At 68.2% G+C, this 13,517-nt stretch carries 11 protein-coding genes; 6 read left to right on the plus strand and 5 right to left on the minus strand.

Annotated elements, in window-relative coordinates; all coding sequences use genetic code 11:
• Positions 1–13: 13 nt before the first annotated feature.
• Positions 14–928, plus strand: coding sequence for a CPBP family intramembrane glutamic endopeptidase (locus HLA91_RS02300; protein ID WP_170273331.1), 915 nt, complete (start codon positions 14–16; stop codon positions 926–928).
• On the opposite strand, the gene HLA91_RS02305 is transcribed toward HLA91_RS02300, so the two are convergent.
• Genes HLA91_RS02305 through HLA91_RS02315 form a run of 3 tightly spaced genes read right to left on the minus strand, consistent with a single transcriptional unit; the run spans position 913 to position 4,156 of the window.
• Complete coding sequence (locus HLA91_RS02305; protein ID WP_170273332.1) at positions 913–2,490, minus strand: tripartite tricarboxylate transporter permease; 1,578 nt, start codon at positions 2,488–2,490, stop codon at positions 913–915. The genes HLA91_RS02300 and HLA91_RS02305 overlap by 16 nt on opposite strands.
• On the minus strand, positions 2,490–3,125 hold the full coding sequence (locus tag HLA91_RS02310) for a tripartite tricarboxylate transporter TctB family protein (protein WP_338076720.1): 636 nt from the start codon (positions 3,123–3,125) through the stop codon (positions 2,490–2,492). Before HLA91_RS02310 ends, HLA91_RS02305 begins: the two co-directional genes overlap by 1 nt.
• The gene (locus HLA91_RS02315) at positions 3,122–4,156 is read right to left on the minus strand and encodes a Bug family tripartite tricarboxylate transporter substrate binding protein (RefSeq protein WP_338076721.1); all 1,035 of its coding nucleotides are present in this window, start codon (positions 4,154–4,156) and stop codon (positions 3,122–3,124) included. Before HLA91_RS02315 ends, HLA91_RS02310 begins: the two co-directional genes overlap by 4 nt.
• 228 nt (positions 4,157–4,384) lie before the next feature.
• Here HLA91_RS02315 and HLA91_RS02320 point away from each other — a divergent pair, with 228 nt between their 5' ends.
• Positions 4,385–5,701 carry an MFS transporter gene (locus tag HLA91_RS02320; RefSeq protein ID WP_239557015.1) on the plus strand — a complete coding sequence of 439 codons (1,317 nt, stop codon included), beginning with the start codon at positions 4,385–4,387 and terminating at the stop codon, positions 5,699–5,701.
• A 59-nt stretch (positions 5,702–5,760) separates the two neighbouring features.
• Here HLA91_RS02320 and mgtE read toward each other — a convergent pair whose 3' ends face one another.
• Complete coding sequence (gene mgtE, locus HLA91_RS02325; RefSeq protein WP_170273333.1) at positions 5,761–7,113, minus strand: magnesium transporter; 1,353 nt, start codon at positions 7,111–7,113, stop codon at positions 5,761–5,763.
• 77 nt (positions 7,114–7,190) lie between these two features.
• Between mgtE and HLA91_RS02330 the strand changes: the two genes are divergently transcribed.
• A complete protein-coding gene (locus HLA91_RS02330) occupies positions 7,191–8,168 on the plus strand; it encodes an SCO6745 family protein (protein WP_170273334.1) in 978 nt (325 codons plus the stop codon).
• Here the strand turns inward: HLA91_RS02330 and orn are convergent.
• Positions 8,155–8,715, minus strand: a complete 561-nt coding sequence (orn, locus tag HLA91_RS02335; protein ID WP_239557144.1) for an oligoribonuclease — start codon at positions 8,713–8,715, stop codon at positions 8,155–8,157. The two genes, HLA91_RS02330 and orn, sit on opposite strands and share 14 nt — an antisense overlap.
• A gap of 283 nt (positions 8,716–8,998) precedes the next feature.
• Here orn and HLA91_RS02340 point away from each other — a divergent pair, with 283 nt between their 5' ends.
• From HLA91_RS02340 to HLA91_RS02350, 3 genes are all read left to right on the plus strand, one after another.
• Complete coding sequence (locus HLA91_RS02340) at positions 8,999–10,633, plus strand: DUF8094 domain-containing protein (RefSeq protein ID WP_170273336.1); 1,635 nt, start codon at positions 8,999–9,001, stop codon at positions 10,631–10,633.
• Between the two features lie 37 nt (positions 10,634–10,670).
• Positions 10,671–11,630 carry a tetratricopeptide repeat protein gene (locus tag HLA91_RS02345; protein WP_170273337.1) on the plus strand — a complete coding sequence of 320 codons (960 nt, stop codon included), beginning with the start codon at positions 10,671–10,673 and terminating at the stop codon, positions 11,628–11,630.
• A 119-nt stretch (positions 11,631–11,749) separates the two neighbouring features.
• Positions 11,750–13,507, plus strand: a complete 1,758-nt coding sequence (locus HLA91_RS02350; protein ID WP_170273338.1) for a DUF8094 domain-containing protein — start codon at positions 11,750–11,752, stop codon at positions 13,505–13,507.
• The last annotated feature ends 10 nt before the right edge of the window (positions 13,508–13,517 follow it).

The raw sequence follows: 13,517 nt of genomic DNA on the forward strand, positions 1-13,517 counted from the left end.
ACGAGGAGTCGCCATGACCATCCCGGCCGCCCCTACCGCACCGACCCCCACCCCGGACAGCCTCACCGGCGAGCGGCTGGAGGCTGCGGCGAGCATCCCCGCTGACGTCATCGCGATCGGCGCGATCCTGCTGGCCATCAGCACCGCAGCGGTCGTGCCGTTCTGGTTCGGCGCCGATCCCATACTCCTGCCGGTCGTCATCCTCACCGTTGCCTGGACCCCAGCGTTGACGTGCTTCATCGCCGACCGCATCACCCGGTCCCGCGCCGCGCCCGAGGCGGTGGCGGGCTTCAGGAGCCAGGCTGGGCTGACGACCGGGCGCCCGTGGACCGGCAGCCTCGCAGCGCTGGCGGTGCTGCTGAGCGTTGCAGCCGTGTCGACCGGCATCGGGGCGTTCGCCGGCTGGCAGCCGCTGAACATCGGCGCAGATGCGCTCGCGGTGCTCACCCTGCTGCCGCTGGCGGCAGTGCTCATGCTCGTCCAGGTCACCGGTGAGGAGATCGCCTGGCGCGGCTACCTGCATACCCGGCTGACGGGCCTCGGCACCGGCACCGCGGCCGGGGTGATCGCGGTGTTCTGGGTGATCTGGCACGCCCCGCTCATGCTGACCTACCTGCACTTAGGCGAGATGAGCGAGCGCGCGGTCATCGTCACGCTCATGAACCTCGGGCTGGCGTCGCTGACGCTGACCGCCCTGCGGGTGCTGAGCAGTTCGGTGATCCCGGCGATCATCGCCCACACGGTGCTCAACACCGTCTTCGCCTACATCGCCTCGAATCTCGTAGTCGCGCAGACGAGTTGGTCAGGCACCGCGTTCTGGCTCACCGCCGCGACCGGCTGGGCGTGCTGGGCGATCGCAGCTCTCGGTCTGGCGATCGCCCAGCAGCGCCGGGCTCACCGGCAGCCAGTCGGTCAGCGCAGCTTCTGATCCTCGGCATCCTCAGCGTGCTCGGCCTCGGCATCAGCTGAGGCTGAGGCGTCGCCGATGTCGCCGACCCGGCGGCCGCGCAGCCGGCCGATCGTCGTGTAGACGAGTGCGGCGGCGAGCACGACGTAGAGGATGATCGACAGCGGTGAGCTGAAGAAGGTGGCGTAGCTGCCGCCGGAGCTCAGCAGCGCATCGCGGAAGTTCGTCTCCGCCAGCGGACCGAGCACCATGCCGATCATGAGCGGAGCCAGCGGCACACCGTAGCGGCGCAGCACGAGACCGAGCACGGCGATGATGAGCAGCAGCGCCAGATCGAACACCGACGAGGAGGTGGCATAGACGCCCAGGCCGCAGAACACGGCGATGCCGGCGTACAGGTGCGGGGCCGGGATCTTCATGAGGCTCGCCCACACGCTGGCCAGCGGCAGGTTGAGGATGAGCAGCATGATCATCGCGATGAAGAACGAGGCCAGCAGCGCCCATACGAGGTCTGGCGCTCGGTCGAACAGCAGCGGGCCGGGCTGCAGACCGAACTGGCGCAGTGCCGCCAGCATGATCGCTGCGGTCGCTGAGATCGGCAGGCCGAGTGCCAGAAGCGCGCCAATCGCCATCGCCGTCGTCGCGTTGCCCGCCGCCTCGGGGCCGGCGATGCCGCGGATGGCACCGCGCCCGAACTGCGGGTCCCTGCGGTTCTTGTCCAGGCGCTTCTCCAGCCCGTAGGACAGGAAGGTCGGCACATCGGCACCGCCGACGGGGATGACGCCGAAGGGCAGGCCGATCGCGGTGCCGCGCAGCCAGGCCGGCATCGACTCGCGGAACTCAGCTCGCGACAGGAACGGCCGGCCGGTCTCCGGGGTCTGCGTCAGGTGCTCGGTGCGCCGGATCCGGGAGGCGATGTGGAACACCTCGCCGAGGGCGAGGATCGCAACGGTGACGGTGACGAGTGAGATGCCGTCGAACAGTCCGGGCAGACCGAAGGTCATCCTCTCGGTGCCGGAGACCGAGTCGATGCCCACCAGTGAGATGCCCACGCCGAGCACGAGGGCCGAAAGCCCCTTGAGCACCGAGTCGGCCACGACCGAGGAGGTCGCCACGAAGGCGAAGAGGGCGAGTGCCGTGTATTCGGCGGGCCCGAAGTTCGTAGCGAAGTCCGCCAGCGCCGGAGCGAAGAACACAACGACGACGGAGGAGACGATGCCGCCGATGAATGCGCCGATAGCCGCGGCCGCCAGCGCTTGCGGGGCGCGGCCTGCTTTGGCCATCCGGTGTCCTTCGATCGAGGTAGCGATCGCTGATGGCTGGCCGGGGGTGCCGGCGAGGATGCCCATCGTCGAGTCGCCGAACAGCCCGCCGAAGTACACCCCGGACATGAGGATGAGCGCACCGGCCGGGTCGAGGGCGAAGGTCATCGGCAGCAGCAGCGCGACCGCCATCGACGAGCCGAGACCGGGCAGCACGCCGACAGCGGTGCCGAGCAGGCAGCCGACGAACACCCATAGGAGGTTCATCGGGGTGACGGCTTCGGCGAAGCCGCCGAAGAGGGACATGAGACTGTCAAGCATCACAGACCTCCGAGGATGCCCGAGGGCAGGTTGAGACCGAGCGAGACGCCGAGGGCCAGGTAGATGATCGAGGACACGGTGAGTGCGACGGTCGCATCGAACAGCGGCTTCGTCGAACCCATCGCGCGCGTGACGCACCAGTACAGGCCAGCGGCAGCGAGGATCCAGCCGAGCGGTTCGAGCAGGAGCACGAAACCGGCGAAACCGCTGATCGCCCACGCTAAGGACGCGTAGTCGCTGAAGGTGCGGTAGCGGCCCTGGGCTGCGGCGATGTCATCCGGGTCGGCTGAGGTGCCGCCGGCAACCGCCCCGCCAGCCTCGACCGGGGCCTCGGGCGTGCGGATGTAGGCGACGGCGAGCAGCGCGGCCAGCAGGTAGCTGGCGGTCGCAATGACCATCGGCACGAACTGCGGGCCGGGCTTGTCGGCATCTTCGGCGACCTGCATCGTCAGCACGCCGTAGAGCATGTACGTGCCGAAGGCGGCCATGATGAGCGCGAGCACCAGCCCGGAGCGGCCGGTCCACCAGGACCTGTCGCCGGCTGCGCCCGCGCTGGCTCCCGCGCCCCCGCCCGCGGCAGCGGTGCGGTGCGTGCCCGAGGTGTGGGCTCCGGTGTGTGCAGGGGTCTCGTTCACAGTCCCAGCTCCCCAAGCAGCTCGGCAGTGTTCTTCTGGTCCTCGGCGAGGAAGTCCTCGAACTCCTCACCGGTCATCCACGCATCAGTCCAGGAGTTGCGCTGGAGCGCGTCCTTCCACTCCTCGCTGTTGCGGGTTTCCTCGAGCATCGCGATGAGTTCGGATTTCTCCTCATCAGTGATGCCGGGGGCGGCGAGCATGCCGCGCCAGTTGCCCATGACGACGTCGACGCCCTGGTCGACCATCGGCTCGACGTCGACGCCATCGAGCGGTCCCGGCGAGGTCAGCCCGAGTGCTTTGATGCGGCCGGCCTCGATCTGGTCGGAGACCTCGTTGTAGCCGGTCGAGGCGACATCGGTGGTGTCGGAGAGCAGCGTCTGGATCGCCTCACCGCCACCGGATTTCGGGATGTAGGTGATGTCCCTGCCGTCGATTCCGGCTTCCTGCGCCAGGCGGGCGATAACCTGGTGATCGAGCGAGCCGGCCGAACCGCCGGTCCAGCGGAAGCCGCTCGGATCGTCCTTCCATGCTTCGAGCAGACCGGGGATGTCGTCATACGGAGCATCGACCGGGGCGATGACGACGTCGTAGTCCTCCGCCATCCGGGCCAGCAGGGTGACGTCGTCGAAGCCGACCGGGGAATCGTTGAGTTCGATGCCGCCGGTCATCGCCGAGCCGGTCGCCATGATCGTCGAAGCCTCACCGTGCATGGTGGAGAAACGGCCCAGGCCGATCGTGCCGCCGGCGCCGGGGATGTTGACGACTTGGGCGTTGCGGGCGACGCCGGACAGGCGCATGGCCTGCTGCTGCTCGCGCACGAAGGAATCCCAGCCGCCCCCGGCTCCGGCAGGGGCGATCATCGTCAGCCCGGCGCGCAGGTCACCGGCCTGGCTGGAGGAGGAGAACGAGAAGAAGGTCGCGGTGGCGATCGAGATGACGGCGACGAACGCATAGACCGTCAGCGCGATCTTCTTTGCGCGCGGGGAGGGACCGCGCGTCTGCGTGCTGCCTGAGGTTGGTGGACGTCCCACGAGCGGCTGTGTCCTTTCGAGGTCGGCGGCGTCGGCGATGCGGCATCGTCTGCGCCATGGGCACTGACCGATAAATTCTAGGCATTTGCTCAGACTGTGTCGAGGATCATCTCAGCTCGTGCAACAGAGCTCCCTGAGCGGGTCGAACGCACCGGGCCCGAGGCGGTGGGGCGGGTATACGATGACAGCACAACCGGCAGCACACGAGAGGCGCAGGCAGACAGGCAGATGAACAGGGCACAGCAGTCCTCGCACATGTGGCTGTGGCTGCTCGTGGCAGCCGCCGTGTGCACGCAGACCGGTGTGTATTTGCTGCGGCCGGTGACGACATACAAGCTCATCGACCTCGGCACCGGGGCGACCTCTGTTGGTCTCGTCACTGCGATCTACGCCCTCGTCCCGCTCGTGGCGGCACTCGCCCTCGGACGCCTATCGGATCGCACCACCCGGCTGCGGCTCATGGTCCTTGTCGGGGCGCTCATCCTCGTCGCCGGCGGCGTGCTGCTCGCGCTCGCCCAGTCACTCGTGCTCGTGGCAGTGGCCAATGCGATCCTGGGCATCGGCCATCTCGTCTTCACGATCGCCGGACAGTCCTCGATCGCCCGCTACGCGCGGGCCGATCAGCTCGACTTCGGCTTCGGTTGGTTCACCGCTGCATACTCCGCCGGGCAGATGATCGGTCCGCTCGGTGTCACCCTGCTGCTCGGCAGTCAGGCTGCCACCCGGACTGGCGAGGTGTCGCTGGCGTTGTGGCTCGGTGCGATCATCACCGCTGGTGCGGTGCCGCTCATGCTCTTCAGCTCCCGGGCCTTCCAGCCCCGCCAGCAGGGATCGACCGGTCCCGAGGCGGGGGCTGAGCCCGAGGCAGAGGCTGCGTCCGGGGCACCGGCCGGTCCCGAGGCGGGGGAGCGGACTGCAGACCCGCAGCCGGAGACGGACGCACCGGAGACGTCGGAGCCGGAGCAGGCGCGCGTGCGCTCGATCCTGTCCAACGGCGACATCCGGGCGGCGATGCTGTCGTCGCTGGCGCTGCTGGCCGTCCTCGACATCCTCGTCGCCTTCCTCCCGCTCGTCGGCGAGGAGCATGGTGTCGCCCCGGCCTGGATCGGCGTGCTGCTGGCCGTCCGCGGTGTCTCCTCGATCATCTCGCGCGTGTTCCTGCCGTACTTCTCCCACCGCTTCGACCGCAGCCTGCTCGTCTTCGTCAGCGTGCTCGGTGCCGGAGTGTCACTGATCTTCCCGCCGATTGTGCTCGACTGGATGTGGCTGGCGGCGCTGTTCATGCTCATCAGCGGGTTCTTCCTGGGGTTGGGTCAGCCGCTGACGATGGCGCTCATCACCTCATCGGTGCCTGCGGCCTGGCGCGGTTCAGCGCTGGCGCTGCGCCTGATGGGCAACCGGATCGGGCAGGTGGCGATGCCGCTCATCGCCGGTGTCGTCGCCGCTCCGGTCGGGCCTGCGGCAGCGATCTGGTGCGGGTCAGGTCTGCTCATCGCTGCGGCGGCGAATCAGTATCACCGCAACCGTGCCGGCGGTCAGGAGTGACAGGGCAGGCGTCTGGTTGAGAGACAGACGCGAAGCCCAGGCGCCACAGCGTCCGACTCTCAGATCCCGAGAAGCAGCTTGGCGATGCCGAAGTAGATGAGCAGACCCGACGCGTCGACGAAGGTTGTGATGAACGGGTTGGAGAACACGGCAGGGTCAGCACGCAGCGCCTGCGCTGCCATCGGCATGACTCCGCCGACGGTGGCAGCCATCGTGCACACGCAGACGAGGGTGAGCCCGATGACGAGTCCGATGTGGAAGTCGTACACCGCAGTTGTGAGCAGGAACCCGAGCGTGCCGAGCGAGACGCCGAGCATGAGACCGACGAGGAACTCGCGGCCGATGACCTTGAACGAGTCCCGCGGCGACACATCGCCCAGCGCCAGAGCACGCGTGACCGTCGTCGCCGCCTGATTGCCGGTGTTGCCGCCGGTGCCGATGAGCAGCGGGACGAACACCGAAAGCACGAGCATCTGGCTCAGTGTGGCCTCGAAGACCTCCAGCACCTGCACTGTCAGCGTCGCCCCGATGGCGAGCACGAGCAGCCAGATGATGCGCGAGCGCATGAGTGTGATGATCGAGGTCGACATGTACGGCCGGCGCAGCGGCTCCGAACCGGACATGCGCGCCAGGTCCTCGGACTCCTCGTCCTCGAGCACCGTGAGAGCATCGTCGATGGTGAAGATGCCGACGAGCCGCTGCTCGGAGTCGACGACCGGCATTGCGAGCACCTTCGCCTCCGCACACCGGCGGGCAGCGGTCTCGATTGGGGTGCGGGCGTGGACCATCTCGGGCTTGACCATGAAGTCGCGCACGAGCGTGTCCGGCGCGGCTTCGATGACATCGCGCAGGCTCACCACACCGGTGACGATCCGGTCAGCGGTGAGCACCGGGATCGTGTACAGCGTCTCCGAGTCCTTCGACCGCGCCCGCACATGCTCCATCACCTCGGCAGCGCTGGCGGTCTCGAGCACGTGGATGAGCTGCGGGCTCATTCGGCGTCCGACCGAACCGCGCGGATAGCCGAGCACGATCGCCGTCAGCTCCCGCTGCGAGCGATCAAGGGTGCGCAGCATCTTCGAGGCGACCCCGGCCGGCAGCTCATCGAGCAGTTCGACGGCGTCATCGGGATCGAGTTCGTCGAGGACCGCGGTGACCTCTTTGTCCGTCAGTCCGTTGACGAGCTCGCCGCGCAGCTCCGCGTCGAGGGCGTCGAAGACCTGGGCGGCGCGGTCCTTCGACAGCAGCCGGTAGACCACCGCCCGATCGCGCGGGTTCATCCGCTCGATGACCGCGGTGACATCGCTGACGGTCATCTCATCGAGGGTGTGGGTCATCGCATAGACGTCGTTGCGGTCGACTGCCTCCTGCAGCGACTGTTCATAACTGGCGCGCAGCTCCTCAATCCGCATGTTCCAACACCCTCCTTCTGTCTCATCGGCGCTCAGCGGCAGGCGCTGAGTTCATCCGCATCTCCTATGCTGGGTCCATGTATGACGCGCAACACATCGAACGCATCCGCACGACGACGAAGCGGCTCGATGCACTTCACTCCGCCAGCTACTTCTCCCCGGCGGTCGCCCGCGCGTTGGCCGAGATCGGGCTGACGCACCCCTCTGGCGGGTACTTCGCTGCGCGTTCGGCTGCGCTCGGCCGGGTGCCGGCCTCGGTCGTCGCTGCGACGTTCTACAGTTTCAACGCTGACTTTATCAGCGAGTTCGTCCCGGCCTGCTGGGATCTCGCCGCGCCCGAGGCGGTGCTTGCCGCCCGGCATCGCGGGGTCGAGGAGATGATGGCTGAGATCTTCACTGCCGAGGGGGTCGAAACCGATGCGCTGGCCGATGCCGCCGCCGAGGTGCTGACGCTGCTGCAGCCGGTGCTCGAAGTGATGCTGCCCGACGGCCGGACGCTGTTCGCCGCCCATGCCGAGGCGCTGTCGGAGGGGATCGCCACCAGTGACGGCGTGCTCGCGCCGCTGACCCAGCTGTGGGCAGCGGTGACGCTGCTGCGCGAATACCGCGGTGACGGGCATATCGCTGCGCTGCTGGCTCACGATCTCACCGGTTTGGAATCGGTCATCCTGCATGTGGCCAGCGGTACGAGCTTCACCGCGCGGTCCGCGCGCCGCTCGCGCGGCTGGTCGCACGAGATCTGGGAGACCTACGTCGAGGGGCTGATCGACAACGGCCTGCTGCAGCGCACCGGCCAGCACACCGACGCCGAGGCGGCCGATCCGGAGCAGGTGGCCACCGGCGGGCTGGCGCTGACCGATGAGGCGATCGTGCTGCGTGAGGCGATCGAGGACGCCACCGACGACACCGTCGCCCATGCGTGGAGCATGCTCGATGAGCATGAGCTTGCCCGGCTGGCGGAGCTGGCGACGCCGCTGGCGCGCACCGTGGTGAAGTCCGGGGTGTTCCCGGCGAAGGTGTTCGCGCCGGGGTCGGGAATGGTCAGGCGCCGCTGACCGCTTGGGCGGCTGCGGTCGCCTCATCCCCGGTCGGCTCTTCGGCGCGGAAGAGCAGTGTGCGGTAGTACTGCAGCTCGCGGATCGAATCCTGGATATCGCCCAGCGCCCGGTGCCCGCCGGTCTTGGCCGGGGCGCAGTAGTAGGCGCGCGGGTACCAGCGCTTGGCCAGTTCCTTGATCGAGGAGACGTCGATGATCCGGTAGTGCAGCACCTCGACGAGGTGCGGCATCTGCGCCTGCAGGAACTGTTTGTCGGTGCCGACTGAGTTGCCGCCCAGCGGGGCGCGCACCGAGGCGTGCACATGCTGGCGGATGTAGTCGATGACCTGCTCTTCGGCAGAGGCGACATCCGTGCCGGCATCGAGCTCGTCGATGAGCCCGGAGGCGGTGTGCATATTCGTGACGAATTCACCCATCTGGGCTCGGGCCGCATCCGAGGGCCGGATGACGATGTCGATGCCTTCGTCGACGGGGTTGAGGTCGAAGTCGGTGACGATGCACGCGATCTCCACCAGCTCGTCGGTGCCGACCTTGAGGCCGGTCATCTCACAGTCGATCCATACAATCTTGTCGGTAGCCACAGGAGCAATCCTAGGACATGGCCGCCGGCCCACCGCCTCGGGACTGGGGCCCACCGCCTCGGGACTGGGGCCCGCCGCCTCAGTGCCGGCGTCCTGCGCCTGCCGACTGAGCGAACACTCAGACTGAGCCGCTAGCCTGGTCGGCTGTCCTCCGCCGCGCCGGGTCACCCCGGGATCCTGAGGCGGGTCAACTACACTTGAAGCACGCGTGCGCACCCGCGCCTGAGCCGTTGAACGAAGGGACTCCATGCGCTATTTCCTAGCCGGACTGCTGGTGATCGCCGGCCTCATCCTCGGCGGAATCGGGATACTGCAGAAGACCGCCTGGGCACCGGACACCCAGATCACGAGCTCGGCGACTTTCGACGATCCCGGCTCGGTCATCGTCGTCGAGCCCGGGGTCCTCAACCTCTACGAGACCCCTGCTGAGCTGACGGTCGAAGGCGAAGGCGAGATCACCATCGCGCAGGCCAGCAAGGAGAACGTCGACGCCTGGGTCGGCACGAGTGCCCACACCACTGTCACCGGCGTCGACGGTGAGGGAGGGCTCGTGACCGAGAAGGTCGACGGCGAGGAGAACACCACTCCGCCGATCGCCGGCGCGGACCTGTGGAACGCCGAGACCACCGCAGCCTCCCCGGCACAGCTCGAATGGGTCCAGGACGCCGGACGCACGAGCTTCGTCATCGGCACCGACGGAGAGAATCCGGCCGCCTCGAAGGTGACGCTGGCCTGGCCGAACGACACCGCAACCCCGTGGGCGATCCCGCTCATGATCATCGGCGCGATCCTCATCGGACTGGGCATCCTGGCCGGCTGGTTCAACCGCAAGAAGGCCATCCGCGAAGCCCAACGCCGGCAGGCCCGCCAGGAGCGGCGCAAGAAGCTCGCCCAGACCGGTGCCGCGTTTGCGATCGTGCCGGTCATCGCGCTTGCCGGCTGCGGTTCCGAAGAGGTGCCCAAAGCCAAGCCGTCTGACCCGCCGGAGACCCCGGTGGCCGTCATCGACGACGGGCAGGCCGAGAAGATCCTCAGCCAGGTCGCCGAGACCGTTGCCGCCGCAGACAAGGACACCGACGCTGAAGCGCTCACGGCCCGTGCCGACGGCCCGGCTCTGCAGCAGCGCGAAGCCGCCTACAAGGTCAAGGGCAAGGCCAAGGACGCCAAGTTGCCCCCGGCCGTCGCTGCCGATGAGATCGCCCTGAACTTCACCGCCGCCTCCGACCAGTGGCCGCGGGTGACCGAACTGGTGACGAAGAACGCCGAGGACGGCAGCCTGCAGCTGCTCGTGCTCTCCCAGGCCGACCCGCGGGCTGACTACAAGCTGTGGGCGCAGACCGTCATCCTCGGCGGCGCCCAGATCCCCGAGGTCGCTGATGCCCGGCAGGGCGCAGAGCTGCTCCCGGCAGACGCCGAGGGCCTGCGCCAGACCCCGGCCGACACCGTGAAGAAGTACGCTGAGGTGCTCGCCAAGGGCAAGGACGCCAAGGATGCCGGCGCCTACACCGAAGACGCCCTGCGCAAGCACATCGCCGATGCCCAGAAGAAGCAGAAGGACACCCTGTCCGAAGGCAAGGCGAAAGTCGAATACAAGTACGAAAGCGGCCCCGAGGTCGTCGCCCAGCGCACCGCCGACGGCGGGGCACTGGTGACCGGCTCGATCCGCGGCACCTCGACGATCACCCCGGACAAGCAGGACGACCGCACCGGCGAGATCACTCTGCCCAAGACCCAGGCAAAGGTCACCGGCGAGAAGACGACGAAGAAGAAGCTGGAGACCGAGTTCCAGTACATGGTCACCTTCGTCGTCCCGCCCGGTGAGGACGGCCAGATCACCCTTGTCGGATTCAGCGAAGCACTCACCGGAGCCAAGCTGCTCTGAGTTGCAGCCGCCCCATGCGAAAGGAACCCACACGAGCATGACCGAACACCCAGGAAACCCCGCCGCCGGCAGCCAGGGACTCGACCTGTCCGCCGTGCGCAGCCGCAGCCAGGCCGAGACCGCACCCGCCGCCCCGGTCGGCGGCGCACCCGCCGGTGGTGCACCGGCTGCGGGTGCCGACACCGTCAGCGTGCCGGCCCTTGTCTTCGACGTCACCGAGGAGACCTTCAACGACGTCGTCGAACTGTCGATGAGCGTCCCGGTCGTCGTCGACCTGTGGGCCGACTGGTGCGGGCCGTGCAAGCAGCTCTCCCCGGTGCTGGACAAGGTCGTGTCCGACTTCGGCGGCAAGGTCGTGCTCGCCAAGGTCGACGTCGACAAGAACCCGCGCCTGCAGCAGGTCTTCCAGGTCCAGTCGATTCCGACGGTCGTGGCGATCCTCAAGGGCCAGCCGGTGCCGCTGTTCCAGGGCGCCCAGCCCGAACCGCAGGTCCGCCAGGTCTTCGAACAGCTCGTCGCCGCAGCCGCGCAGAACGGCGTGACGAAGACGGCCGTGCCTGCCAGTGAGCAGGCCCCGGCCGCCGCCGGTCCGGCCCACCCCGAGGCGATCGAAGCACTCGAACGCGACGACCTCGACGGTGCCGAGCAGATCTACCGCAAGGCTCTCGCCGAAGCACCGGCGGATGAGGAGGCCCGCCTCGGACTCGCCCGCGTCGGCCTGCTCAAGCGCGTCAAGGACGCCGATCCCGAGGCGGTGCGCGCGGCAGCGGCTTCTGACTCCACCGACGTCGACGCCGCCCTGGCATGTGCGGACCTCGACACCGCCGGCGGACACGTCGACGACGCGTTCAACCGGCTGCTGACGATCCTGCCGAGCCTGACCGGAGACGACAAGGAGCGTGTGCGCACCCGCCTTGTCGAGCTCTTCGACGTCGTCGGTGCTGAGGACCCGCGGGTGACGAAGGCCCGCTCCCGCCTCATGCGCGCCCTGTTCTGAACCGGCCTTCCGGCTGGTCGCCCTAAGGTCGGCCAGCCGGATCACCGCCGGATCGCCGCTGACCAGCTGACCGTTCCGCCGCCCATCTGTTCCCGCACGAGAAAGGACCGCTCAACCGCGTGGTTCGCCTCATCCTCGCTGCCTTCTCCGCCATCGTCGGGCTCGTCTGCGCTGCCCTGTCGCTGTCAGCGCTGTCAGTCGTCGGCGCCGATGACATCGTCGACACCGCACCATCCCAGGTGCACGACGGCGCCTACGCCTTCGTGCTTAACCCGCAGCTGGTGCCGTTCGAGAACACCGAGGCGACCCTGCAGGTCAGCGGGGACAAAGACCTGTTCATGGGCACGGCCAGCGGGGTTGATGTCGACAGCTACCTCACCGGCATCGCCCATGAGGAAGTCACCGAGATCGATTTCCCGCAGGCGCTCAAGACCCGGTTCGTCGATGGGGAGCCGGCACCGCTGAACGACGCGGCCGGCCGGGACTGGTGGACCGCCTCGCAGACCGGCAGTCAGCTGTCGCACACCTTCGACCTCGACGCCGAATCCGGTGAGGTCATCGTCGTTGCCCCAGCCGACCCGGAGGGCAACCTCGATGGAGTCGACGTGCAGCTGAAGATGGACACCGGGGGAGTGTTCCCCGCCAGCCTCATCGGCCTGGCCATTGCGATCCTCGCCTTCGGCGCGGCCGCCTACTTCCTGCTGCGCTGGCTCGACGCCCGGCCCGGACGCCGGCGCCGGCTGCGCCGCGAGTACGGCCGCGGGGGATCGGGCCGCGGCGGCTCAGGAGGCTCCGGCATGTCCGACCTCGGAAACCGGGCGAAGGACCTGGCCGGCCGGACCGCCGCCTCGGCCAAGCGCGCGACGGCGCGGAAGAACCGCAGCCAGCGCACAGCCCAGCGAGCGCGGAAGGCCACCGGCATCGGCTCCGTCGTCACCCTCGGAGTGCTCGCCGGCTGCTCACCGCTGCCGGTCGCCCAGCCCTCGAGTCCGAACCTCACCGAATTCGAGCGCCCAGCCCTGCGGGCAGGCGAGGCCGGAGAGTTCCTCACCTCCTACACCGAACGTCTCGACGCCAGCCTCAAGGGTGACGAGGACCAGCTCGACAAGATCCAGGCGCCGCCGCTGCTCGACCGCACGCGCGCCGAGATCCTCATCGCCAAGGCCGGCAAGACGGAGCTCTCGGCGGTGAACTTCGACCAGATCGTCGCCGGTGGGCCGTCGTTCGCCGAGTACCCGATGTGGTTCATCGCCTTCGGCAAGCCCGCTGAGAGCGATGAGACCGTCCAGGCGATGCTCGTGACCCGCGAATCGGCAGGCGAGGACTGGCAGGTGACGCAGAGCCTGTTTGTCCCGCAGGAGAACGTGCCGACCCTCGTGGCCGGCGGCACCGGCGCGGTCGAGCAGTCGGGCAAGGAATTCACCGAGCTGGGCACCACCGCCAACGAAACCCTCCAGCAGTACCTGGAGACCGGTGAGATCCCAGAGAACGACCAGAGCATCGAATACGCCTCAGACGCCTTCACCGGGTTCCGCGACTATGTCGATGAGATGGCCGGCAACGACGAGGCCTTCGAGGACACGAAGGTCACCTGCGACCCCTACGACCAGGCGACCGTGCCGCTGGCCTCCCACGGGCTCAAGACCGAAACCGGGGACGTGTCCTTCGGCGAAGTGCGGTGCGCGATCGAACTCAAGGTCCGCTCCGGCGGGTCGATCGACGTCGGCGAAGAGCTCGAAGCTGTCATGACGAGCGACCTCGAAGGCGGCAGGCTGGTCATCAGCACCTCGATCCCCTACATGCTGCTCGGCTCTGAGCAGACGAACCTCATCGTCGGTTCCGACTGGTTCCTGCTCGAAGCCCAGACCACCGACTGACGGGCGGACC

This window comes from Brevibacterium luteolum (assembly GCF_013004595.1).
Taxonomy (GTDB): Bacteria; Actinomycetota; Actinomycetes; order Actinomycetales; family Brevibacteriaceae; genus Brevibacterium; species Brevibacterium luteolum.